The 24,134-nt window shown below is 60.9% G+C and carries 17 protein-coding genes and 1 pseudogene; 3 read left to right on the top strand and 15 right to left on the bottom strand.

All coding sequences use genetic code 11. From position 1 onward, the window contains the following. Positions 1-27: 27 nt before the first annotated feature. From J3485_RS04075 to J3485_RS04065, 3 genes and pseudogenes are all read right to left on the bottom strand, one after another. Positions 28-1,455: a hypothetical protein gene (locus J3485_RS04075; protein WP_206951288.1), complete on the bottom strand. Its 1,428-nt coding sequence runs from the start codon at positions 1,453-1,455 to the stop codon at positions 28-30. Positions 1,456-1,457: 2 nt separating this feature from the next. Continuing rightward, positions 1,458-4,025 carry a type VI secretion system Vgr family protein gene (locus tag J3485_RS04070; RefSeq protein WP_242538661.1) on the bottom strand — a complete coding sequence of 856 codons (2,568 nt, stop codon included), beginning with the start codon at positions 4,023-4,025 and terminating at the stop codon, positions 1,458-1,460. A 219-nt stretch (positions 4,026-4,244) separates the two neighbouring features. Further along, positions 4,245-5,333, bottom strand: a pseudogene (locus J3485_RS04065) (type VI secretion system baseplate subunit TssF); the annotation flags it as partial. A gap of 200 nt (positions 5,334-5,533) precedes the next feature. Here J3485_RS04065 and J3485_RS04060 point away from each other — a divergent pair. From J3485_RS04060 to J3485_RS04050, 3 genes are read left to right on the top strand one after another with little or no spacing between them, the layout of a single operon-like run. After that, positions 5,534-6,796 carry a site-specific integrase gene (locus J3485_RS04060; protein ID WP_206951286.1) on the top strand — a complete coding sequence of 421 codons (1,263 nt, stop codon included), beginning with the start codon at positions 5,534-5,536 and terminating at the stop codon, positions 6,794-6,796. Continuing rightward, positions 6,793-7,737 (top strand): tyrosine-type recombinase/integrase, encoded by a 945-nt coding sequence (locus J3485_RS04055; RefSeq protein WP_242538472.1) that lies wholly within the window; start codon positions 6,793-6,795, stop codon positions 7,735-7,737. Before J3485_RS04060 ends, J3485_RS04055 begins: the two co-directional genes overlap by 4 nt. After that, positions 7,734-8,738, top strand: a complete 1,005-nt coding sequence (locus J3485_RS04050) for a tyrosine-type recombinase/integrase (RefSeq protein WP_206951284.1) — start codon at positions 7,734-7,736, stop codon at positions 8,736-8,738. Before J3485_RS04055 ends, J3485_RS04050 begins: the two co-directional genes overlap by 4 nt. Positions 8,739-8,821: 83 nt before the next feature. Here the strand turns inward: J3485_RS04050 and J3485_RS04045 are convergent, their stop codons facing one another. The 12 genes from J3485_RS04045 to J3485_RS29500 all read right to left on the bottom strand — a co-directional run bounded on the left by J3485_RS04045 (position 8,822) and on the right by J3485_RS29500 (position 23,862). Beyond that, entirely contained in the window at positions 8,822-9,613 is a 792-nt protein-coding gene (locus tag J3485_RS04045; RefSeq protein WP_206951283.1) for a type VI secretion system baseplate subunit TssF, read from the bottom strand. A 22-nt stretch (positions 9,614-9,635) separates the two neighbouring features. Beyond that, a complete protein-coding gene (gene tssF / locus J3485_RS04040; protein WP_206951282.1) occupies positions 9,636-11,477 on the bottom strand; it encodes a type VI secretion system baseplate subunit TssF in 1,842 nt (613 codons plus the stop codon). A gap of 60 nt (positions 11,478-11,537) precedes the next feature. Next, on the bottom strand, positions 11,538-12,020 hold the full coding sequence (gene tssE / locus J3485_RS04035) for a type VI secretion system baseplate subunit TssE (protein ID WP_206951281.1): 483 nt from the start codon (positions 12,018-12,020) through the stop codon (positions 11,538-11,540). Positions 12,021-12,212: 192 nt separating this feature from the next. Further along, positions 12,213-12,638, bottom strand: coding sequence for a response regulator (locus J3485_RS04030; RefSeq protein ID WP_206951280.1), 426 nt, complete (start codon positions 12,636-12,638; stop codon positions 12,213-12,215). 2 nt (positions 12,639-12,640) lie between these two features. Further along, positions 12,641-14,767 (bottom strand): response regulator, encoded by a 2,127-nt coding sequence (locus J3485_RS04025; protein ID WP_206951279.1) that lies wholly within the window; start codon positions 14,765-14,767, stop codon positions 12,641-12,643. Then, on the bottom strand, positions 14,764-15,837 hold the full coding sequence (cheB, locus tag J3485_RS04020) for a chemotaxis-specific protein-glutamate methyltransferase CheB (RefSeq protein ID WP_206951278.1): 1,074 nt from the start codon (positions 15,835-15,837) through the stop codon (positions 14,764-14,766). The genes J3485_RS04025 and cheB overlap by 4 nt, the downstream gene beginning before the upstream one ends. Further along, positions 15,834-17,795 carry a response regulator gene (locus J3485_RS04015; RefSeq protein WP_206951277.1) on the bottom strand — a complete coding sequence of 654 codons (1,962 nt, stop codon included), beginning with the start codon at positions 17,793-17,795 and terminating at the stop codon, positions 15,834-15,836. Before J3485_RS04015 ends, cheB begins: the two co-directional genes overlap by 4 nt. Next, entirely contained in the window at positions 17,796-19,265 is a 1,470-nt protein-coding gene (locus J3485_RS04010; RefSeq protein ID WP_206951276.1) for a HAMP domain-containing methyl-accepting chemotaxis protein, read from the bottom strand. Next, positions 19,262-19,825: a chemotaxis protein CheW gene (locus J3485_RS04005; RefSeq protein ID WP_206951275.1), complete on the bottom strand. Its 564-nt coding sequence runs from the start codon at positions 19,823-19,825 to the stop codon at positions 19,262-19,264. Before J3485_RS04005 ends, J3485_RS04010 begins: the two co-directional genes overlap by 4 nt. Then, positions 19,822-21,318 carry a CheR family methyltransferase gene (locus tag J3485_RS04000; RefSeq protein ID WP_206951274.1) on the bottom strand — a complete coding sequence of 499 codons (1,497 nt, stop codon included), beginning with the start codon at positions 21,316-21,318 and terminating at the stop codon, positions 19,822-19,824. The genes J3485_RS04005 and J3485_RS04000 overlap by 4 nt, the downstream gene beginning before the upstream one ends. After that, complete coding sequence (locus J3485_RS03995) at positions 21,302-21,787, bottom strand: chemotaxis protein CheW (protein ID WP_206951273.1); 486 nt, start codon at positions 21,785-21,787, stop codon at positions 21,302-21,304. Before J3485_RS03995 ends, J3485_RS04000 begins: the two co-directional genes overlap by 17 nt. Next, positions 21,787-23,862 carry a response regulator gene (locus J3485_RS29500; RefSeq protein ID WP_206951272.1) on the bottom strand — a complete coding sequence of 692 codons (2,076 nt, stop codon included), beginning with the start codon at positions 23,860-23,862 and terminating at the stop codon, positions 21,787-21,789. The genes J3485_RS03995 and J3485_RS29500 overlap by 1 nt, the downstream gene beginning before the upstream one ends. Positions 23,863-24,134: the final 272 nt, after the last annotated feature.

Genomic DNA, 24,134 nt, shown 5'->3' with positions numbered 1-24,134 from the left:
AATTCCTTGAGCGCTTGATGATTGGGGTCATGATGACGTAAACATTAAGGAGTACCCGCTATAGTCCTTCGAGTGGCGTTTCTCTAAAGCCTGCGCTGCTTCACGCAAACTATCCGCCACCCGCTTGGTAATGTGAAATTCATTGTCCGCCACATTAATCAGATATCCGACGGCCACGGCCGCACCGAACACTAGGGCACCAACTGCCCATATGGGTGCCCCGGCAATCAACCCCGCCGCCAACAACCCTGTAGTCAACGCTCCCACCACCGCTGTCGAAACGACGGCGGCAATTCCCGCACCCACGAGATCGACGCCAACTTTTGCAAATAGATCGAACAGATCCTTCGAGTGCTCTCCGTTCTTGTCGACCTTCGAGTAGTCTCGATACCACTCTGCGGTGTCGAGTGCGATGGTAAAGACCAGCGCAACGCCCGTAGCACGCTTGAACGCGCCTTTACCGGCCTCCCACGCCGCCGCGGTCACTGATTCGAAGGTGCCTGCTCCAGCCGTAATCGCGAGAATTTTTGAATTCTTCGCAGCGTACCGTGTGCCGGTAATTACCTTTCGCAACGCCGCATTGCCGCGGAATACGACATAGGTCTTCGCACCAGCCTTCGGGTGAACGATCTGCATCAACCGAAAGCTGCGGTTCCAGAGATCCCGTAACTCCTCAACGTTGTCCTTGACAAATGATGTCCCGCCGGCAAGTTGCCCAATCAACCAATTGCGGGTGACAATTTTGTTTGTGTCGAGCGCCGTATCCTCGCCCCCATTCTCGACAAATGCAACAACCTCGGCCGGCGCATTGGTAAGGCTCACTTCGAAGACATGACCAACCGACTCTTCTTCCGCATGCGCATGCAAGGAAGCCGGCATCGTCGCAGCCGTGCTGGCACTCGTTTTCACCCCGAAGTCCAGCGGAATCATTCCTCCCCACCATGCATCACCGGGTAATTCACCGTTGGTATTGCGACAAACTAGGGGCGATGGTTTCGCAAAGAGACTAACGCTCTGTTGTGGCGCAGCCGTCGACTGAGCTTGCGCCCGTGAACCTGGCTGACTACCGAGCGTTAGAATCAGCGGCGCTGGCTTGACCTTGGGATCGCTACTTTCGCCTTGCAAATTTAAAGCCACAAGCGAATAGCGATGGAGCACCGAACCATTCATGCTCAGTACCAACTCACCCTTGAAATCTCGTCCCACCCACAGGTGGTACCGCTCACCGTCCTGGAACTGGCCCTTCTGGACGCGCTTCTTCTTTTTGACGTCATACATCCAGTCCTGCGTCGCTTCGACAGAATACGTTGCGCCCTTTTTCAACTCGATATCGAAAATCACGTCACGATGCTTGCGCAACAGCACAGTCAAGTCCGTTTCGGCCCAACAGTCGACAGGTTCCCCGGGAAGGTCGATACAGGCCGTATGCTGCACCAGTGGGCGATCACCACTCATATTTAATCTCCGACACGTTTCGGCTGCACTGCCGTTAAAGACCCAAAATTGATATTCTTCAACTCTGCCTTTCCTTCGCCATCAAGCGAGACGCCATGTGTTGTGCCGTCTTCCGCAGCCAGATGGAGTGATTCGCCAGTTGGCACGTTACCGTCGGCATCGACATAGCGGATGCGCATATCGGCCTTTTTCCCTTCGAGGTTGTACGTTTCGGCAAGGCTTGTCGGGCCGCCGAACGAATGCTGCGCGCCCTTGATATCAATCTTTCCCGGTGCATGAATCTCAATGTTGCCGTCCTTTATCCTGATGTACGCACCGCCCGCTGTAAGCAGTATCTCTTTCGCGGCCGCAGCCTCAATGTTCTCTGTCGCCGACAGGACCTTCACCGTCTTCTGTGCCGTCAGTTCGATATTGTCCGAATGCGCCTGAATCTCGACCTTGCCCTTCGCCGCAAAGAGCTTCATCCCTGCATTCTGGACGAACAAGCTGATCTTCTCTGCCGCGCTTGCTAAGAACGATTTGCCGGCAGTAACCGACACGTTGCGGCCCGCGGTGAGCGCCACATGCTCGCCACCACTAACGTGGACGGTCGCCGGCGTCGTTGCTTGCAGCCCGCCTGCTCCGGCAAGCAGCAGATGCGGTTCGTTCAGCTCGGGAAACGAACCATCGCCGCCACCAGCCGCGCCGCCCTTGATGCCGTCGACCTGCGTCTGCAACGCATCGGCCACGCTGCTTTGGTCGCCCCCGCTATCCTGCGCCCGATGCTGTTGGGCCAGTTTGCCCAGTTCGTCGTGCAGTTCCTGCGCATTTGCTAGACGCGATGCCGGCTCACTTACATCCGCGATGTGCGACTTACCTGACGCCCGAGCCTCGGTACTGACCAACATACCCTTGCCCGAGCGAATCGCCCCGACTGCATCAGTACGCAACTCAAAGCCCTCGCCGCGTGCGTCCTGCCGACCCTGCCAAGCCTCGATGCGCGTGATGCTCCCCAGCGATAACTGACTGACCGCATGATCACTTTTTAGCTGGGCCTGAATGGCGTTCGCCGTATCGTCCAGCACCAAGTGATTGCTGCGACCGGCTGCTCGGTTGCCTGCATCGCCCACGAGCTCGCGGCTGCGAATGCCCGTCAACGCGCGTTGATGCGGCAACCGCCACGCCGACAGGTTCGACGCGTTCTGCATGCGGCCCGTCACAATCGGATGGTCCGGATTGCCGTCGAGCCATTGCACAATGACCTCGGAGCCGATCCGAGGCAGCGCGCTCATGCCTTGATCTCCCCCCGCCCAGCCGCTCGATACACGCACCCACGTCGTGTATTTGTCCTCGCGGTCCCAGTGGAATTGCAAGAGCACTCGGCCGTACTCATCCGTGTACAGGCTCTCGTTCTCCGGTCCCACGACAGTCGCCGTCTGCGGCGCCAGGATGCGCGTGTCGACGCTGTTATACCCACGCGCCGGCCGCCACGGCGTGCGTTTGCTCACGCACGTAAAGCGGTTGCTGTATGTCGCCTTCGCACCGGCACCCTGAAGGTAGTTGTTCGTCGCGACGTGATGCGCGAAGGTAATCAGGTATTGGTCGTCGTAGTGGTTGCGGCTCAGCGCATCTCCGAAGTGGTCCGTCAGTTGAAACCACCGTCCCGGCATGACGAAGCGGTTGTTGCCGCTCGCCTCCCACTGCCGCGCAATCGCTTCGATCGCCTCGATCTGCCGGCTCGTTTTCTGCGACCCATCGTCCGTGTTGCGGTGTCCATATGCGCCGGCGTACCGATACCACTCCAGCTTCTGTCCGCCACGGGCCTTCCACGCATCGGTCCGCGCATCGACCAAGCCACCGGAGCGCGCGTTCAGCTCGGGCTCCTTGAAGTCGGTGCGCGACTCCGCAATGTGCGTAGACGTGACGTGCTCGATCGGCGACCATGACGCGATACCGTCCGCTTCCTGCGAGCCCGCCTCGCTCTGGTAGGCAATCTCGGGGCTCTCGCCGTCGATTGCCGGCTCCTGGCGCACCGGATCGGAGATGATCAGCTTATGCTCCGTCGCCGTATGCTCGTACCAGTAGCACCAACCCAAATGCTCCCAGCGGCGGTGCACGTAATTGTGGTCGTGCTCGTCGAACTGGCACGCCATCGACATCAAAGGGTCCTTCTCGCGGACCTTCCACTCCCATACCGGCAGCACGCCGTAATCTTGGAAAATGATGGCGGTTTGACCACGGATACCCTGATCCAAGAACAGCCGGTTGTTTTTGCGCAGTGACAGATAGCGCATCCACGGCCCCATCTCCGCTTCGTAAAATACGACGCCGCCATCGGTTCGCACGAGCCGAAACGAGAAGATGTAGCCGTTGAAATACCGAAAGCTGCCGTCGTTGCGCAGCAATTGCACCGAGATCAGCTTACCGACGAAATCTTTGGGATCGAGCTTGGCGTTATCGGACAATATCTCAATAACGAATCGGAAATCGCGCGATAGGGATTCTTCGCCTTCGAGGCGGTTCGCCAATAGGATCTCGTGCGGCGCATCGCCTTGCGGGAACGACAGCGTCAATAGCCGATTGTTCTGCATTCCGGTGGCAAGTTTCCGGAGATCTTGGACAGACAGGTTGGTATTCATTGGCAAGCCTGGCGGATAAGCCGGCATTCAGAGTCGGGCGATTTTACACAGGTTCGTCTTCAGCGCAAAACAAGCTAAAGCGCCGGTAGGATTGGCCAACGATCAGGAAGTAAATATTCCCAATTCATTTTTGAATTTACGGAAATTATTGCCAATTAATGGTTGCAGTCCTCACAGTAGCGCAGCGCCGCCCCGCACCGGCTCGCCTCGCCATAACACTGAGCCGCTAACGGATACAACGACCAATTGGACGAAACTGTTGGCACTCGCGTAGGGCGCAAAGAAACGCTCCATGACACCAGCGAACACAGCGACGCTATTCGAGACGAAGCGTTGCTCGTCGATTTCCAAGGTGACCTCGATCCCGCGCACCATCGCCGGCTGCGGCGCTCTCGCGACCAGCGTCATGACCGATCGATGGCGAAGGCCCGTAATCCCGTCAATGTGTCGCGCCTGTGGCGGCGAAAGTAGAGCGAATTGCAGGAGCATTTGCTTGAGGGCGGGCAAGCCGGCCTGATTCAGCAAGATGGCGTGCGTGCTCTGCTGAGCAATGAGCCGCCACAGCGCCCCGCTTGTACGAGAAAGCTGCGCGACGGCTGTCGGCGCATGCAGTAGCGCAATCTTGCTCGTCGCTCGCGCCTTGCCTTCCATGCGCATGTCGCCTTCCGGGACTCCGAAGGGTAACGAACGAGGTAGGTCACCATTGGAACACGTCACGTCGGCCAGCAGCGATTCAATGGCGGCGCTCGCTCCTATCGGGCCGTCAGCACCGTCAAGGCGAAGCGCATCAACTCGCTCGGTACCGGACGACGCGGGGCCCCTGCGTGGTATGAATGTCCACTTGGGGTGCGCGTTGCTCGCATGACTGACCATAAGCGCAGCCGATGAACGCAGCGCGGTCCCCTGCTCCGTGCAAACTCGATCGACCGACCAGACCTCGGTGAGCGCCTCGTTCTTGCCCTGCGCCTGAATCGGCCACGCGCCGCTTTGCAGATCGCACTTGAGCGACACCCCCTCCTTTCCGAACAAATTCACCACCGGCGTGCAGAACAGCTTCAGGTGATCCGCAGAAAGATGGGCGAGCTGCTGAGCGGTCCGCGAGTTCGGCGGCACGCCGGCCACCACCCAATGCAGCGTGAGTTGCTCGCCCGGGGCTGCAGCACACAGCGAGGCGAAATCGATATCGACGAAATGGAAACGTTGCCCAAACGCGAAGTACTCGCCGAGTAGCCCGAACGGCTGGCCGGCCTCCTTCGCGTCTGTAAAAAGCCAATCCTTTCGTTTATAGAAGGGCTTCTATAACCGCCGCTATCCACAGGTCTTGGTTATGGAAGGTCATGGCGACGTGGCTTCAAACGTCCCGCTTTTTCAGGGCCCATCTCTTCCGGGAGCCGTCGTTACCTTCCATAATTTGCGGTACTTTCCTCATGCTGTTCTGTGTTTTTTCGAGGAGAGCTACCATGCCCAAATACACACGCATCAGACCCGGCCATCTGCTCTGCGAGCATTGGTTCGAAGGCGCTGCGTTGCGAACGCATGCAGACGCTTACGTTCAATACCTGATCGATCGTGGTTATGCCCGGGAGACAGTGGAATGCTACTTCAGGTGTGTCGCCCACTTCATTCATTGGATGACGCAGCGCGACATCAATCTTTGCGATGTTAGCAAGCCGACGATCGTCCAGTTTCTCGAGCGGCACCTGCCGCATTGCCAATGCGCGTCTCGCTGTCGGCACACAAGCGCCGATGTTCGCGCCGGTTTGAAGCACTTCTTCGCGATGCTCGACGGCGCGCAACCGGAGCATTTGACTCTCAACGTGTTGACGCCTATCGGCACAGAGCTCGCAGAATTCAAGCGCCATCTGGCAGAGGTTCGCGGTCTGTCCGACAGCACATGCACAGTTCGAGTACGGCAGGCCCACGAGTTTCTTGTCGATCGTTTCGGTGCGGGGCCCGTACAGATTTCGAGGTTGACCCCGGGCGATATTGTACGTTTTGTTATGCGCCGAACGAACGGACTTGCTCCAGCGACGATCAAGGGTATCGGTATCTCGCTACGGAGCTACTTGTTATTCAAGAGCAGCCGGGGAACGCCAACCGAAACGCTCATCGCAGCGCTGCCGAGGGTTGCGCAATGGCGTCTCTCCGGATTGCCCGAGGTCCTCTCGTCTGTCGAAGTCAGGCAACTGCTCAAGGCGTTCGATCGTAGCAGTGCTACCGGCATGCGCGATTACGCCATGACGCGCTGTCTTCTAGATCTTGGCTTGCGGCGCGCGGAAGTGGCACGTCTGAGTCTCGATGATATCGACTGGCGAGATGGAACATTGACGATACACGGCAAGGGCAAACGGATCGACATCGTCCCGCTTCCAAGACTGACCGGCAACGCGATCTCCGAGTACCTGCAGCGTGGGCGTCCAAACACTGCACGGCGCGAGGTATTTGTTCGCCATCGACCACCGCTTGATGCCGCAGCCAATCTGGATATTGTCCGTAACGCAGTTCGTTATGCCGCTGCGCGTTGCGGTTTGCAGCAACGTGTGCGCGGCACCCATATTTTCCGGCACACCATGGCTTGCCGGATGGTGCAAGGCGGCGTTCCATTCAAGGAGATCGGCGATCTGTTGCGCCATCGTTCTCTCGATACCACGACGATTTATGCGAAGGTCAACCTTCCAGCCCTTCGTCGCGTGGCGCTTCCATGGCCAGGGAAGCGATCATGAGCGCGCACACATCTTTTTCCAACTGGATCGACGCTTACCTCAACGTCCGTCGTCGAGCCGGATTTGATCTCCGGATCGTGGGCAATCAACTCAGGGAATTCGCGCGCTTTGCCGAACGGATCGGCCACAACGGTGGGCTGACGATACAACTCGCCGCTCAGTGGGCCGGCAACTCCGGCACCGGACGGCGGTCAACGGCGGCCCGCAGAATCGAGGTGCTTCGCCCCTTTGCCGCGTACTGCCGGCAATTCGATCCGGCAACAGAGATCCCGCCGCGATATCTGTTCGGGCGTGCCCATCATCGACTGGCACCGCATATTTTCACCGATGATGAAGTCGTGGATCTGCTGGCAGCCTGCGACGGTCTCTATCCACCCGGTGGTCTGCGCAGTGCGAGCTGCAGGACGATTTTCGGACTGATCGCTGCGACCGGACTGCGTATCTCGGAAGCGACGGGGTTAACCCGTTCGGATGTAGATTTCGAGAAGCGGCTTCTGCATATCCGGAGTGCTAAGTTTGGCAAATCACGGTGGGTGCCGATACACCCTACGACTGCATCAGCGATGCGACGATATGCCTGCAAACGCGACCGCGATTCTTCAACTGCCAACACGAATGCTTTCTTTGTGTTCGACTACGGTCGACCAGCTTCAACAAGAAGCGTCGAGTACGCGTTCAAGATCCTGCGCACCGCATTGAAGTGGCGCGCTCGCGGCGACCATCCCGCACCGCGGATACATGATCTGCGACATTCGTTCGTCTGCCATCGATTGCAGGATTGGTACGCGCAAGGGGTGGACGTCGATCGCAACATTCTTGCGCTGTCGACTTACCTCGGGCATGCCAAAGTCACCGACACGTACTGGTACGAAACAGCCTCGCCCGAGCTCCTGGCAATCGCAGCCCAACGCTTTGTGCGCCATCGCGGAGGTTCATCATGAACATATCAGCAGCGCAGTCCTTTCCAGTCCTGTTGCAGAAATTCTTCACGGAACGTTTGCTTCAGCAACGACACGCAAGCCCATGCACTGTGGCGGCCTACCGTGACAGTTTCCGACTGCTGCTGGCTTTCGCGCATCAACGCTTACACAAGCGGCCCAGCGATATCACCGTCGAGGAACTGAATGCGCCATTCATCCTCGAGTTCCTTAAATACCTCGAACAGGACCGACACAATTCAATTCGTAGCCGGAATGCCAGGTTCGCCGCCATTCGATCGTTCATGGAGTACGTTTCGTTCGCAGAGCCGTCGGCCCTGTCCTTGGCACAATCCGTACTTGCGATTCCCATGAAGCGATTCGAGCAACCGCTCGTCGGATTTCTGTCTCGCGAGCACATTGAGGCTATCCTTGCCGCTCCCGATGTTAGCACCTGGACGGGGCAACGCGACCACGTCATGCTGGCTATGCTTTACAACACCGGAGCCCGCGTTTCTGAGCTGATCGGTATGCGTGTGTCCGACCTCATGCTTGGGCCCACTACATGGGTGCTCATTCACGGCAAAGGTCGCAAGGAGCGTTCTGTCCCGCTATGGCCCGACACCGCGAGAGAACTCAAGCGTTGGCTTCGGCAATATCCCCGAACATCCGAGGAGCCGTTATTTCCCGGGCGGGCCGGCGCTTCGCTTACGCGCATCGGCTTCACCGAGCGGCTTAAGCTTGCAGTTCAGGGCGCCTCGCGACAGTTTCCCGAACTTGCGCGGCACCGCGTCTTTCCACACCTGTTTCGACATTCCGTCGCGATGCATATGCTGCAATCTGGCGTTGATATTACGGTCATCGCGTTGTGGCTCGGTCACGAGAGCCCTGTCACTACGCATCGCTATGTCGAAGCCGATCTGCAAATGAAGGACCGGGCACTGAAGGCACTCCAATCACCGTCGAGCAAGCCACTTCGATATCGACCCAAGGATGATCTTCTTCGCTTTCTGCAAGCGCTGTAGTTATGGATAGTTCGCTATCGGTCACGTCGCCGAGAACACATTCGGCATTGATGCCGTCTCCCCGCAAATGCGAGGGCGCGACATCATTGCCACCCATGCAGCATGCCTAATTCATCCAAGCCTTCCATAACTAAGACCTGTGGATAGTGCGGCCCGAAGCCCACCGGGGTGACAGCAATCGTCGGCAGACGGGTCCAGCGCCCCTCGCGGTCTTCGACATAAGCTCTCGCCGTGCGTAGCAGCATCACATCGATCAGCGCGGCGACCACGTGCGGTTGGCCGGCAAGATGGACGCGTAGCGTGGCGGGTGCGGCAACATCGAGGCCGGCGCCGATCTTGTCCGAGCGGAAGGTCACGGACAGCATGCCGCTAGTATCCGGCGGCAGCTTCGCGCTGGGCGGGGCGGTTGGTGTGGATGCGTACTGCGCGCGCGTGATCCGCAACGGCGCAAGCACGACGTCATACGTGGTTCGAAAAGAGCACCGGCCGACCGCCGTCTCCAGCGGCGTACCGCGCGCAATCCGGACGGATTCGGTGCGGCTGTCGAACATACCTGCACTATCGAACTGCGCGACCGAACAGGACGGGAAGGGCCGAAGGTACTGCGGATACGACCGCTCTATCACCGCCTCGGACAACTCCGGATAGTCGTCGTCGATCTTCGCGCTATGGCGAGCGTGGAGCAATGCTGTCGACTGCGCCAGGCGTTCTACGCCCGCATCATCCGAGCGTCCATCGCTGTTGATCGATAGGCGCGCGGCTGCTTCGGGGTTCCGCTGGGCAAAGGCTCGCATGTCGCGGCGCAAGATCTCGAGTTCCCGCTCGTAGTAGTGCCGCAGCAGGTCGTCGTCGAACTCATCGTGGTTGGTCGTCATCGGCAAACGTCTCCTTCTTCGATTACCCGAGAATCAAGTCGCTGCTACGCGGCTTGCATCGCACGATCTGTTCGCCCGTATGCATCGAGACGACGATCAATTGCACAAAGCTATTGAGCTGAACGTAGTAACCGAGAAACGTATTGATCGCGCCCACGAACGTCGCGACGCTGGCCCCGACAAAATGCTTCTCGTCGAGGGTCATGCGCAATTCAATGCCCTGCACCGTCGTCATGAATGGATTGCCGGGCAACTCGAGCACGGCATCGCGTGCCTCGACGCCGACGATTGCTTCGATATGACGCGATGTCACGGCGGAGCGCCGCAGGTCGTACAACACCAGCACCGCCTTGAGCGCCGCGACCTGCATATCCGCAAGCGAGAGGTGATCGAGCGCCAGGTGCGAGGCGAACCGCACGAGCAACTCGTCGCTGCGCTCGAAGCGCAGCATCTGCGTCGGCCGGCGCAGCATTGCGATACTGACCGATGGGCCATTGTCGTCAGCGCCGTCCTGCACGAAGAGATCGCCGCCCTCGAGCCCGATCGCGAGTCTCGACGGCAAATCCCGGTTCGTGCATGTTAGCTTCAGACTCAACGTATCGGTCTGCGGAGCCATCGGATCGAAATCGGCGTCGATCACCGAAATCTCCGTTTCGTAGCCGGGGCTTATCGATGCCACCGCTTCGTCTCGGCGGGCAAACCAGTAATGCCCGGCCTGCTGTTCGTCGCCGTAGCGCTGCGAGAAAAATGGCCGCAACTCGATGACCTGGTCACGCTCTTGCGTTTGACGCACCAAGCGAACCGAATCGATCGAATAGACATCGTAAGAAGCCGCGTGGCTTGCGTCCGCAACGACCGGATACGATACCGCTCGGTGCGTCACGCGAACCGGTTCGCCGGGCTGCCGAAACAGGTTGACGACGGGCGTCGAGAAAAGGCGGAAGTGCGGGGTCGACAACGATTCCAGCAGTCGCGCAGCATGCGGGTTGCCATGGCCCTCCTTCAGAATCACATGGAGCGTCACGCGTCGGCACGACCCTGCCGTATCGAGCATCGCCCCGAGATCGACGTCGGCGAAATCGAATTTCTCTTGGAACCCGAAATATTCAGTCAGCGGCCGGTATGCTGGGTGCGACCGCATCGGATAGTCGAGCAACGCATCGTCCTCGCCGAAACCGGCCTGTGCGACGGGCACTGTCCGCAACGGTTTCCAGCGGCCATTGCCTTCGGCCTCCACATAGCTTGCCAAAGCATGAATAAAGAGCCCATCGGCGAGCGCGGCAATGAACGAGGACTCGCCATTCAAATGCATGCGGACCGTACGCATGCCGAGTTTGAGCAAATCGAACTGTGGCGCTGTCGATTCGAACGTAATAGACGCGATGCCCGCTGCGTTCACAGGCAGAACGACAGGAGCCGCAGCCGCCGGCAAATAGCGCGCTTCAACGATCGCCAGCGGTGCAAGCGTCACGTCGTACGCGGTCTTGAATCGGCATTGGACACCGTTGATCGAACGACTGACCAATTGCGTGCCCCGTGCAAGCGTATAGGAGTGCGGCTTACCGTCTGTGGCCGTAACCGAGAACTGGGCGATCGAGCATGCCGGGAACGGTCGCAGATAGTGCGGATGCAGCACGTCGAATAACGCCTCGATACCGTGCGGAGAATCATCCTTGAGCTTCTTGCCGATCCGCGCATCGAGCATCGCGATCGCCTGAATCATCTGCTCGATATGCGGATCGTCACCGTGCTCGCCCACCGGCAAAAGGTGTCCCGCAATCTTAGGGTAGCGCTGTGCGAAGTCCCCGGAATATTGGCGCAAATACGATAGTTCGCGCTCGTAGTACGGCAGCAGTTCTTCCATCAATCTCTCAGCCTGCGTGTCTTATAGTGTTCAAGCCGCTACCGTGTGTGCGGCCTTCTCTCAGAGTCTTTTTGCGCGTGCGCGCGTCACCGAATATTGCAGCGTGGACGGTTGCAGCATGGCGTCGAAGTCGATCGGCTCCGCAGCCGGGTGCACCCCCAGCAACGCTTTGATGGCGAAGCACAGTACATTCGTAGATTGCGCATTCACTTCGAGTTTCACATCGACCTGCTTGAGCCTGCGCTCATGGCGTTCGATCGCGCGTCGAATGGACTTGCAGATGGTCGTTCGGTCGTCGTGACTCGCGAGACTGAGCCCAGCGAAATCGTTCAGCCCGTAGGTCAGCACCGACCGCTGGCATTCGGTTAGCCCGGCCAGGCGTTCGTCAGTGAATGTGATTCGGGCGTTCAGGAGCGACTCGATATGGCGGGCGACCGTGCCTTTCAGTTCGTCCAGCGATAACTGTCGCACGACAGCAGACATCGGCTGGTTCGGGCCATCGCCGAACAATTTATCGAGCAAACCGGGTTCGAAACGGTTCATCAAGCGGCCAGTATTATCTATTTTGGGGAGAAACTGGAGTAACGCACCCTCTCAAGTGCGCGGCGTATGATACAGGGCTATCATCCTCGACTCAATTTCCACCCGAAACGCTACCGCTGAAGCAACGCGGAAATCCGGAGGATTTTTCCGAACATCGTCACCGCGCTTTGTCGTTTCCGGCGATGCGTAGGCTCAGCGGTTGCGCTCCGCGCTACTATCGCGATCGTTCGGCGCCGACGGCGATGTCGGAGAATCTCGCTGCAATGCACGCTCGATTTCTTCGAGAAAGGTCCCTACGCTGATCGGCTTGGTGATGTATCCATCGAAGCCGCTCGCTAAGATCTTCTCTCGGTCGCCTTTCATCGCTAAGCCGGTGAAGGCATAAATCTGAATGTCGGACGTTCTCGCACCGGATTTCAGGCGGCCGGCAGCCGCCAGCCCGTCCATCCCGGGCAACTGGATATCGAGGAGGATCAAATCGGGGCGCGCGTCATAGGCCAGCGCAATTCCCGCCTCGGCACGGTCCGCTTCCAGAACGGCATGTCCAGCGTTGACCAACAGGAAGCGCGCGAGCTTCATGTTGGCCGGGTTGTCCTCGATGACCAGTATCGTCGCCATCCTTACGTTGCCCGGATCGGCAGCCACACGGTGAATTCAGACCCTTGGCCGACGCAACTGTCGACCGCCAACGCGCCGCCATGCAGTTCCACCAATTGCTTGACGAGCGCGAGCCCGAGACCCGTGCCGTCATAGCGACGCGCCAAGCTGCTGTCGAGTTGAACGAAAGATTGGAACAGCCGCGGTAGTTCTTTCGCATCGATGCCGATGCCCGTGTCGATCACGGAGATTTCCACGAAGCGTAGCGCATCGGATGCCAAAGCCGCGTCGCTGCCAACGAGTCGCGCCTGCCCCAGTCGAGAACGATCCACTTGTTTTGCACGCAACGTGACCGTCCCCGCGTCGGGGGTGAACTTCACCGCGTTCGACAGCAGGTTGTAGACGATTTGCTTCGTCTTGCGTCGATCGACGCGGATGGTGCCGATATCGTCGATCTCGGTCTTGAGCATGAGTCGATTTGCCATCGCTCTTTCCTTGATGACGACCAAGCTGCCCTGCAACAGCGAACCCATATCGGTCGGCTCGAGTTCGAGCGTCATCCTGCCGGCCTCGATCTTCGATAAGTCGAGAATATCGTTGATCATCGAAAGCAGGTGTTTGCCGCTCTCGCAGATGTCGCCGGCGAACTCCACTTGTTGAGCGGTCATCGGCCCAGCCATGCCGATCCGCATGACCTCGGAAAAACCAATGATGGCATTGAGCGGCGTACGCAACTCATGCGACATGTTGGCGAGAAATTCCGACTTGAGACGGCTGGCGGCTTCCAACTGCCGGTTCTTTTCAGCAATGTGGCGCTGGCTCTCTTGCAACGTCTCGTTGGCCGCCGCAAGGTCGCGGTTCTTCTGCTCCAGGATCGACAGCAGTTCGGCGCGGCTTTCCGCCAGTGCGCGCGCAGCACGCGCTTCGGCCGCTTCCAGCTCCTTGCTCATCAACTCGGACCGAATCGCACGATTCTGATCTTCCAACTGTTTGCGCCGCAATTGAACCCGGACGCGCGCCTTTAGCACTTCGATCTCGCTCGATTTGAGCACGTAGTCGTCAGCGCCGCTGCTCAAGCCCTCGATCATGGCGGCTTGGTCTTCGGATGCCGTCAGCATGATGACCGGAACGTCTCGCAATTGCGCCGATGCCTTGATGCGGCGACAAGTTTCGACGCCGCCCAAACCCGGCATCACGCGGTCGAGCAGGATGCAGTCGATCGCCTGCGCGCAAGCCATCTCCAACGCCTCTTCGCCGGAGCGGGTCAAGATCGTGTCGTAGCCTTCGGCGCGCAGCGTTTCACCGAGCGCTTCGAGGTAAGTCGAGCTGTCGTCGGCTGCTAGCACTCTCTTCGGACTCAGCAGACTTGCCGTGCGCCTTTCGATGTCTTCGCCCGAAACGTTGCGCAGCACCGCGCTCACGCGGGCGAGCACCATGTCGAATGCTTCCGACTTGAGCATGTATGCGTCGGCGCCGGCTTCAAGCGCCACCAATTCGCTGCGACGGTCGCTCGATCCGGTTAGCAGGATGCAGGGCATGTTGCGCAAAGCGGCGTCCAGACGCAGCTTACGGATGAGCGTCGGTCCGTCGATGTCGGGCAGCACGCCATCGACGATCGCGACACTGGGGCGATGCAGCGCGACGCTGCGCAAACCTTCTTCACCGGTCGCGGCGTGGAGCACGTCGAAGTTCTGGGCGCGCAGCAACTCGCCCAGGTGCTCGCGAAAGGTGACGCTGTCGTCGACGATCAAGACGCTCGGCTTGCGTGGCGTACTCTCGCGCCCAGGCCGCAGCAGATCGCGCACCCGCGCTGCGAGGTAGTCGCGGTTATAAGGCTTGCCGACGTAATCGTTCGAGCCCATCGTCAAGCCGCGAATGCGATCGCTGACCTCGGTTTCGGTGGAGAGGATCAGCACCGGGACGTCGGCGCCAACCGGCGTGGCTCGGATTTCGTGCAGCCATTCGATGCCGTCGCCGTCGGGCAGCAAGACATCGAGCACGATCAGATCGACCGGCTGGTGCGCAAGGACCGCGCGGGCGCGCGCCAGATCGGAGCATGCGTGCAACGTATAGCCGTCGCTCGCCAGCGCCTCGCACAAGTCGGAGCGCACGGTCAGGCTGTCGTCGACGATCAGGATCGAATCGCTCATGGCTGATTCCGGGAACCGCACCGGCTCGCTAAGCGAGCCAGCGCCGGGCCGATTTCGGAGAGCGGCAGCACATGTTGCGCGGCGCCGAGCAAGGCGGCCTCGCGCGGCATGCCGTATACGGCCGAAGTGGCTTCGTCCTGGGCAATCGTCACGCACCCGGCTCGGCGCATCGCGAGCAGCCCACTGCCGCCGTCCTGTCCCATTCCGGTGAGCAGGCAACCGGCCGCCGCATTGCCACACTCCTCGGCAACCGACTCGAACAGCACATCGACCGACGGCCGGCATGAATGGCGTTCGGGGGCGTCGGACAATGCCAGCCGGCCCTTGCGCACCAGCAGGTGACGCCCCGACGGGGCAAGGACGACGCCGCGCGCCGGAACCGGATCGCCATCCCGGGCGACGCGCACTCGATGTGCGCTTTGTCCGTCCAGCCACTGCGCGAAAGTATCGCCGAACGGGTCTCCGATATGCACGACCACCAGCAGGGGGAGCGAGAAATCCGCCGGCAGGCTGCGCAAAATGTCGACCAGCGCGCGCGGCCCTCCCGTGGAGGCACCGATTGCGGCAATCCGAACGTTGCGCAAATCTACCGGCACCTCCGAAGTGGCGAGGGGTACGGGCTGTGCGGCCAACGTGTATCTCTTGCGCAACCGGCCGCGCAGGTGCGTGATCGGCTTGATGCGCGCCACCAACTTGACCATTGCGACGAAGCGCGACTCCCACTCGTCAGCCATGCGGTCGGCCGATGGCTTTTCCATGACCTCGACCACGCCCGCTACCAATGCGTCGTAGGTCTTATACAGCTCCCCCCGATTGAACGACGAGGACACTACGAGAATAGGCGTCGGGCAATACGCCATGATGTACTCGGCGGCGGCAAGCCCGCTCATCACCGGCATCATCATGTCGAGCGTCATGACGTCGGGCCGCAAAGCCTGGCAGAGCTCGATGGCTTGGCTGCCGTCCTCGGCCTCGCCCACCACTTCGACATCGGGATCGGCGCTCAAGATTTCGCAGAGGCGCTTGCGCACCGTCAGCGAATCCTCGGCGATCAGGACGCGCAGTTTCATTTGTCCGTCAGCCCATCGACGCGTTGTAGGAATTCAGTCTGATCGAATTTGCTCTTGACGATGTAAGCGGCCGCGCCGGCGACCTCGGCGCGCCGCTTGTCTTCGGCCGAATCGCGCGAGCTGACGAGAATGCAGGGCACTTCGCGCAAGGCCACGTCGCCACGGCTCAATTCGACGAATTCAAAACCGTCCATGCCGGGCATTTCGATGTCGACCAGAAACAGCGCGTAATCCTTGAATCTCGCCATCTCCAACCCCTCCTCGGCGGACGCCGCCGATTCCACGGTGAAGCCGGCCGATTCGAGAATGCTGGTCTCCAGCATCCGGGTCGTCAGCGAATCGTCGATGATCAGGATCGGCCGCGGCGCGTCCGATGCCGGCAGATCGTCCGTGGGGCGTACGGCCGGCGCCGCGATCAGCGCTTCGGGTGCGAGCACGGCGCGCGGTACGCCGTCTCGATCGAGGAACGTCCCCGCGACCGTGGCATCGGCCGCGGCCAGTGCCGGCAGCGGTCGCAGCAAGATACTTTCCGCGCCGTATAAGCGGTCCACCTTCACGGCGGCCGTGACACCGGCGCTGGTCAAGATGGCGGCGGTCTTGGCACGCGCCTGCGCGCCCTCGCCCGCGTCGCGTGCCGGCGTAGCCGTTCTCCCGAGCACCGGCGATATCAGCCTGATCAACACGCCTTCATCGAGAATGCCGTCGCCCTCGGGCGCATGGACGATCTCCGCGGGGCTGACTCGTCGCACGCCACGTACGGCGTCGAGCGGAATCGCGACTGTCTGGTTGCAGATCTCGACGACCAGCACCTCGATCGAGGCCAACGAAACAGGCACGCGCAGTTCGATGGCGGTTCCCTCGCCCCGTGCGGTCCGGCCGCTGATCTTGCCGTTCAGGCGCTGCATGGCCTCGCGCACCACATCGAGCCCTACGCCGCGGCCGGCGAGCGCAGTGACGGTACGGGTCGTGGAAATGCCGCCTTTGAGTAGCACGGAGAGCCATTCGCCGGCGTCGAAGTCGCCGGCGTGCGTGGCGGTCGCCCCCTTGCTGCGCGCGGCGTGCTCGACGGCGTCCAGGTCAACGCCGGCGCCGTCGTCGATACAGCGGAACAAGACATGACAGCCTTGCTGCTCCATCTGCAGCGTGATGCGTCCGGCCGCCGGTTTTCCGGCAATCAACCGTTCGGCGGCCGTTTCTATGCCGTGCGCAACCGCATTGCGCACGAGTTGAACCAAGGCGTCTTGAACGATGTCGAGGACCTGGCCGTCGAGCCTGACCTCGCCGCCGCCGGCCACGAACTGGACTTGCTTTCCGACGCTATGAGCGGCGTCGCGGGCCACACGCTCCAACGTGGTGAACACGTTGGAAACCGGCGTCAAGCGAAGCCGATCGGCGGTGTCGCGCAACTGATGCAACTCGCGCCCCATCCGCTCGACGCCGGACGTCAGGTTGCGCTCGGCGCTGGCCGGAAGCATCCATTCGCGGCCGACCTTGGCCATGACGCGCCGCATGTTGGCCAACTCGCTGCTCAACTCGTTCAGGCCTTCGAGCAAGGCATCGACCATCGCGACGTCCGTGCGCGCGGCGCGCGCCGGCGGCTCCGGCGCCTCGCTCTTCGCTGGGACGGCCGGCGTGGGGGTATCGGACGAGGGTAGGTCGCTTAGGTGGCCCTCGATCGCATCGAGCCGCTTGAGCATGCCGTCGATCGCGTTCCGCTCGGGCGCTTCGCCATCGCCTCGGTAGGGTGCGAGATCTTCCTCGAGCGTATGCGTGAGTTCGGCAATTTCGCCGAGCTTGACGACGTGCGCTGCCCCCTTGAGGGTGTGGGCGAGTCGCAGCAGACGCGCAACGAGATCGGCATCGTGGTGGCCTTTTTCCAGTTCCAGGACACCGGCGCAGATCTGGTCGAGCAGCTCGCGTGCCTCGACCCGGAAATAGCGGTACGGATCCTTACCCATCTAGTTCGCCTGCGACAAAATCAGGCGCCGCAATTCCGCCGACAACCCGGCAAGCTGCGAAGCCGTTTGCAACGTTTGACTGGTACTCGTCTCGGTTTCCTTCGAGGCTTGCGAGACATCCGTCACGGCGATTCGGACCTGTTCTGCGGCCGTCACCTGTTGTTTGGTGGATAGCTCGATTTCGCGTGCCGCGTCGGTCGTCGTGCTGACGAGTTCGGAGATTCGCTTCAAGGCGACGGTGACGTCCGTGAACTGACGTGCGCCCGCGTCGACGGCTTTGGCGCTGCTCTCGGTCGCCATCACGGTCGTGTTGACCGCTCCGCGTATATCGTCGATTTGCGTGCGGATTTCCTTGGTGGAGTTGGCGACGCGGTCCGCCAATTTGCGGATCTCGTCCGCCACGACCGCGAAGCGCTTGCCGCTCTCGCCCGCGCCCGTAGCTTCGATGGTGGCGTTGATCGACAGGATGTTGGTTTGTTCCGCCAGTTCGGCCACGATATCGAGCACCGCCCCGATTTCCTGCGATTTGCGCCCGAGATCCAGCATGTGACCGACGACGACGTCGACTTGCTTGCGCATGACGACCATCGATTCCTGACCTGTTTCCACTTTGGTGTCGCCGGTTCGCGCCGCTGCCGCGGTTTGCTCCGCGACCTGGGCGACGCGTTGCGCGCTTTCGGCGATTTGCCGAGAGGTGGCGACGAGTTCGCTGATGGTGGTCGTGATCTCGGTCATGGCCGTGGCCTGCTCTTTGGCGCCGGATGCCTGTTGCGTGGCGGCAGCTTGCAGTTCCGCCGACGAGCTTTGGACATGGCCGACGGCCGCGCCGATCTGCCGGCTCAGCGTGCGGGTCAACAGATAGGCCACCGCAATCGCGAAGGCCAGCGCGGCCGCCGCGAGCGTGAGGACCAGGTTGACGGCACTGGATGCGGTGTTCGCCGCCATACGATTGGCGTCGGTCAAGTTGCGCTCCTCCAGTGCGACCAAGCCGCGCAACTGCTCGTCGAGTTGTTGCCTCGACGGCAGGATCTTCTCGTCGAATTCGCGCACGATCTCGTCGGTTTTCACGTGATTGCGTACCTGCACGGCCAGCGCGTCCGTGTCCTGATGATACTCAGCGGATGCGCGTTCGATCGCGTCGATCTGGCGGCGCGATTCGTCGGTATCGGCGATCTCCTTCAAGTGTGCGAGGATGCCCACGAACGCTTCGCGCGAGGCGTTCAGTTGCGTCGCAAAGCGATCGTCCTGCGTCAGCATATAGCCGCGCAATGCCGAGACGCGCTGCTCCGAGGCGGTGTTCAGCTTTTCCACCTCGATCAAAATCCGCGCATTGACGTTGATCACATGATCCTTGCTCGCGATCGTGCCTAGCAGCGCGTAGATCGCGACGGCGGAAATTGCCGCGGCAAGGACGACTAGGACGGCATAGCCGGCCGCCAGCTTCTGTGCGAATGTCCAATTCTTGTTCATTGTTCGTCGCTCCTTTCGTTGAAGGATGGACCGCAAAATCCTTGAATGACGGACAGCGTGGATTGCAACTGGATGATCGGGCGTATCGCGGTGCCGTCGTGCGCGACGTCGCGCAGATGGGGGCGGTCAGGTTGTCCCGCTCGTTCAGCGTCCGCGGAGCGGGCAACGTGTTGCGCCTCGACCGTGAACAGGTGGTCGAACGCATCGAAGGCGAAGGCGATGGGCTCGCCGTGGCGCAGCGACACCATCCACCGCGGCATCGCAGGTCGGGCGCGCGTGTAACCCAGCATCGCCGCGAGGTCATACACGGGCGCAATCTGCCCTCGAAAGCCGGCAACGCCCAAGAATTCACGACGTGCGGAAGGCAGCGCCACGACGTGGCGATCGACATGCAAACCCAAGATGTCCGCGATGCGAATGGCGTAAGGATCCCCGCCGACGCGTACGGCGAGCAAGCTCTCTCGCGGCGGATCTTCCACGAGCCGTCGAGCAAAGGACTGGTCGAAGTCTTCGCGCATCGCGAGCGCTGTGCCACGTGTGCCCGGTTTCGCGTGGGTCATACTTGAACTCCCATCGCATCGCAATGCGCGCGACACATGGCGACCAGCGCCTCACGCTTGAATCCGCCGCCAAAGAGCAGCACGCGTGAAGGGTCCTCCCGTTGCAACAGATGGGCGGCCTGCGACAGCTCGCGCACGGCCGCCACGCTGTCGCCCTGGCGTCGCGCGAGCAAGCCCAAGTGCAAGCGCGGCATGGCGAAACCGGGGTCCAGATAACAGGCCGCCTGATCGTGCTCGACGGCACCGCTCACGTCGCCCACCGCTTCCCGGCACACCGCGAGGACATACTGAGCGCCGGTATTGAGGCCGTCGCGCGCCAGCAATTCGCGACAGACGGATTCAGCTTGCTCGAGTGCGCCGCTGTGACTCAACGAGACGGCCTTCAGCAGCAACACATCGGCGTCGTTTGCATGCTCCCTCGGCAAATCCGCGATGTGCCGCAGCGCTTCCCCATAGCGCTCGCCACGCACGCATTCGAGCGCCGAGGTGAGATCGAGCGGTACTGCTTCCGTCCGCTCGGGCAAGCCCGGTACGCGGGAATCTCTCGTCAGCGTGGAAATGCGCTCCGACGCGCGTCGGATGACGTCGACCCAGCTCGTGTCGTTCGACATCGCCGAAGCGTCTCGGCGAAGGACCTCGGATCGCTCGTCCGCGATCGTCGCGTCGGACCGTTCGGCCTTGCGGCGATAGTAGAAGGTGCCGTGCGTATGGCATAGCTGATAGTCATTGGACAGGCCGCGCAACGTCTCGGCATGGCCGAGAAAGAGATAGCCGCCGGGCGTGAGCACGCGCGTGATTCTGTCGATTGCCTCGCGCGCTTGCTCGGGGCAAAAATACATCAGGACGTTGCGGCAGAACACCACGTCGAAGCGGCTGGGCTGCCAGAACGTCCGGTCCTCGCGCGCCAGATTGCCGGCGGTGAAACGTACCGCGCGGCGCACGCCGGCGTCGAGCACGTAGTCGCTGCCGTCGGTGGTGAACCATTTGTCCTTGATCGACTTCGGCGTGTCGCGCAGCGACCAGTTCGAGTATCGGCCTTGCGCCGCCTTGCCGAGCGCGATCGGATTGATGTCGACCGCCGTGATTTCAACGAGATCCGAGTCCTCGGGAAAACCTTCGCGCGCCGCGATCGCCAAAGAATAGGGTTCCTCGCCCGAAGCGCAGCCAGCGGACAGGATACGGCACCCGGTGCCTCTTGCAGCCAGCACGCGTGGCAGGACGAGCGCCGAGAAGGCCGCGAATTGGTCCGTGTTGCGAAAGAAATAGGTTTCGGTGACCGTGAGTTCGCGAGCCAAAAGAGGCAATTCGGATTGCAACCAAGCCTCGTCGGCGAAACGGTCGAAATACCGTGTCACGCTACCGCATAAAGCGGAACGAGTGCGCAGCAGGCGCGCGAGCAGATCCTGATACGCATCGTCGATTTGCAACCCGAGGTGGATTGCAATCAGTGCACGGAAATGCGCGATGTCCTGCGCATCAGGAGGGATCGTCATCACCTGCCGCCTCCGCGGAGTGGTTGATAGCGCGCCAGAGTTCATCGGAAATCAAGTGAGCGCTCTGTAGGACGACCAAGAGCTCCGCATCGAGCGTTCCGATCGCGGCCAAGATTTCCGAATTGGATTGATGCAGCAAGCGCGGGACATCGACGCGTAGCGCGGGGGGAACGTGCCGAATGCCGATCACCTCGTCTACCGCCAGACAGGCCGTGCGCGCGTTGATCTTGATCGTGACGTAGCGTGCGGGCCGGGTGCCGGCCGAGGCGCTGACCAATAAGGCCGTATCGAGAACCGGGACGCCTTCCCCCCGGACGATCGAGATACCCAGCACAAATGCCGGCATATCCGCGACTTGCTTGACCGGCAAGGGCCGCATGGTCTCGATCACCTGAGCGAGCGGGATGGCATACAGCAGCGAATCGCTGCGGCAAATCAGGAAATAATCGATGCCGACGCTCAGGCTCATCATCCATGCTCCGCTCTGGCTTCGACCGCCGCGAGCGGCAAGATGGCGGTTAGCGCGAAACCCGAGCCGGGGGCCGTGCGGATGTCGATTTCGCCGCCCAGAAGCACCGCGCGCTCGCTGATCCCGAGCAGACCGAACGAATGCCGATCCGAGCGAGCATCTCGCTGCGCGCCGCGACCGTTGTCGATGATACGCACGATGCAATGCGGATCGTCGCGTACGATGTCGAGCACGACTTCGGTCGCACCGGAGTGGCGTGCGACGTTCGTCAGCGCCTCCTGCACCATGCGAAATACTTCGATTCTGCTTTGCTCGTTGAAGGTGATCGCATCCGCGTCGACGTGGCTGATCACGCGAATTCGATAGCGCGACGAAAACTCCCTCGTCATCCACTCGATCGCGTCGGTAAGGCCCAGATCGTCGAGCATGACGGGCCGCAGATCCCCCGCGATTCGCCGCACCGAGTCGACCAATTGATCGATCGATTCGTACATGCCGTACAGATCGTCCCGCGATACCGAGGGTTTTGCAGCCGCGTCGTTTTTACGTTCGATGAGCGTGACCGCCATCTTTAGGGCCGTCAACTGCTGACCGAGGTCGTCGTGCAACTCGCGCGCGATGCGCGTCTTTTCCTCTTCCCGCATTTTTTGATTGTGCGCGGACAAACGCCGCAGCTCTTCGCGCGAAATCCGCAACGCCTCCTCGCTTGAGGCCAGGCTTGCGAACGCGTGCGAAAGACCGAGTGCTTGGCCGATCTGAGCGCCTAGCACGCGAGCGAAGGCGAGCGCGTCTTCGTGGGAAATGTCGTCGGCGGGACGCGTGCCAAGGATGACAGCGCCGTAAATCGTGTCCGCCCACACGACCGGTACGACCAGGAGCGGGCTTGCCTGCGTTCCGGCGCTAAGCGTCTGCGCGCAATCCGCAGCGACGGCAGGGGACGGGACCGGCGTCACGTTTCCGCGCCTTGCGATGTCACGAATGACGTCCTCGCAGTCGAATACGCGGCGTACGGTTGGCATTTCGGTTTCGGAGAATCCGGTCTGATGCTTGAATGCAAGACGCCCGTCGTTTTCCGTCAGGTACAGGACGCCTTTCGAAATTCCCGCCATGTCCAGGCACGATGCGAGAACCTCGCCGAGCACGCCGTCGAGCGTGCGGTTGCTCGCCAACGCCTCGGATACGCTGGCGAGCACCGCGAGTCGCGCGGCCTGCAAGTTGGAGCGGTGTACGAGGTGAGCGTTCTGCCGAACCTGGCGCTCGAGTTGCCAAACGGTGCGCTTTGCGTGCTCATCGTTGATCGTGTCGAGCGAGTCGCGCGGCGACGGAGGCGGCAGCACGCGCAGCGCGGTACTGATGGCTTGCACCAACGCGTCTAGCCCCTCTGTCTTCGCCACGAGCACGCTTGCGCCAACACGCTCGGCAAGTGCACGGTCCGACTCTTCGATATACGACGAGGAGGTGAGCACGACCGGAATGCTTTCAGTTTCCTTGGTATGACGCACGGCGAGACATAAGGCGAACCCGTCGGTACCCGGCATGAGTATGTCGCTGACGATGGCATCCGGCCGATGTCGACGCGCCTCTTCCTGCGCAGAGGCGCCGTCGGTCGCGGTCAGCACGTCGAATCCGGAGTTCGCGAGCCAGACGTGGGTTAGCTTGAGTTGCAGCGGGTCGTCGTCGACTAGGAGAATGCGTTGACCGCGAATCGACGCGTCGGGGGCCGCCGACATTGCGACTAGGTGACCTCTTACGAGCTCGATGAGATGGATCGGGTCGACAGGCTTGAAGAGGACGACGGTGAAACCTTCATCTTCCGCGCGCGCTTCGTTGCGTTTGGACAAGAAGCCCGACACGCAGAAGATAGGTATCGATGCGCCGCCAGGTTGCTTACGAAATGCGTGCAATAAGTCCAGACCATCCATGTCCGGGAGTGCGAGATCCTGAACGATGAGATCAGGCCGCCGGTGCGATGCAATGTCGAGTGCGGTCCTGGCGTCACCTGCTTCGACAACCTCATATCCCGCGCTCGTCAGCGCCACGCAGAACATCTTCCGTGTGGTTGAGTTGTCCTCCACGATCAGAATCGTTCCGGCGACTTTCGTAGGAGCAAGACCAAGAAAGTGCGACCCTTCCCCCTGCAGGCTATTCACACCCACGCCCCCCCGCGTTTTTAGGTAGGTGCTACGCGAATTCAGCGACTTTCCGAGTTGGATCTTAGGATGTTTCGGCGCCGAAGCCGCGATCTCACATTCTCGAGCAGCCCCTGGTCGTTGAACCAGGGGGACTCTCCGGGCCGACTGCGCACATGAACAGGCCCTTGGATCGCTAGCCAATGGTATTAAGTATA

This window comes from Trinickia acidisoli (assembly GCF_017315725.1).
Lineage (GTDB): Bacteria > Pseudomonadota > Gammaproteobacteria > Burkholderiales > Burkholderiaceae > Trinickia > Trinickia acidisoli.
This window is presented reverse-complemented; position numbering and strand designations above follow the sequence as displayed.

Bases quoted from the DNA above. Each gene is read 5' to 3' on its own strand.
- J3485_RS04075 (WP_206951288.1), bottom strand. From the start codon at position 1,455: ATGAGTGGTGATCGCCCACTGGTGCAGCATACGGCCTGTATCGACCTT.
- J3485_RS04070 (WP_242538661.1), bottom strand. From the start codon at position 4,025: ATGCAGAACAATCGGCTATTGACGCTGTCGTTCCCGCAAGGCGATGCG.
- J3485_RS04060 (WP_206951286.1), top strand. From the start codon at position 5,534: ATGCCCAAATACACACGCATCAGACCCGGCCATCTGCTCTGCGAGCAT.
- J3485_RS04055 (WP_242538472.1), top strand. From the start codon at position 6,793: ATGAGCGCGCACACATCTTTTTCCAACTGGATCGACGCTTACCTCAAC.
- J3485_RS04050 (WP_206951284.1), top strand. From the start codon at position 7,734: ATGAACATATCAGCAGCGCAGTCCTTTCCAGTCCTGTTGCAGAAATTC.
- J3485_RS04045 (WP_206951283.1), bottom strand. From the start codon at position 9,613: ATGACGACCAACCACGATGAGTTCGACGACGACCTGCTGCGGCACTAC.
- tssF (WP_206951282.1), bottom strand. From the start codon at position 11,477: ATGGAAGAACTGCTGCCGTACTACGAGCGCGAACTATCGTATTTGCGC.
- tssE (WP_206951281.1), bottom strand. From the start codon at position 12,020: ATGAACCGTTTCGAACCCGGTTTGCTCGATAAATTGTTCGGCGATGGC.
- J3485_RS04030 (WP_206951280.1), bottom strand. From the start codon at position 12,638: ATGGCGACGATACTGGTCATCGAGGACAACCCGGCCAACATGAAGCTC.
- J3485_RS04025 (WP_206951279.1), bottom strand. From the start codon at position 14,767: ATGAGCGATTCGATCCTGATCGTCGACGACAGCCTGACCGTGCGCTCC.
- cheB (WP_206951278.1), bottom strand. From the start codon at position 15,837: ATGAAACTGCGCGTCCTGATCGCCGAGGATTCGCTGACGGTGCGCAAG.
- J3485_RS04015 (WP_206951277.1), bottom strand. From the start codon at position 17,795: ATGGGTAAGGATCCGTACCGCTATTTCCGGGTCGAGGCACGCGAGCTG.
- J3485_RS04010 (WP_206951276.1), bottom strand. From the start codon at position 19,265: ATGAACAAGAATTGGACATTCGCACAGAAGCTGGCGGCCGGCTATGCC.
- J3485_RS04005 (WP_206951275.1), bottom strand. From the start codon at position 19,825: ATGACCCACGCGAAACCGGGCACACGTGGCACAGCGCTCGCGATGCGC.
- J3485_RS04000 (WP_206951274.1), bottom strand. From the start codon at position 21,318: ATGACGATCCCTCCTGATGCGCAGGACATCGCGCATTTCCGTGCACTG.
- J3485_RS03995 (WP_206951273.1), bottom strand. From the start codon at position 21,787: ATGAGCCTGAGCGTCGGCATCGATTATTTCCTGATTTGCCGCAGCGAT.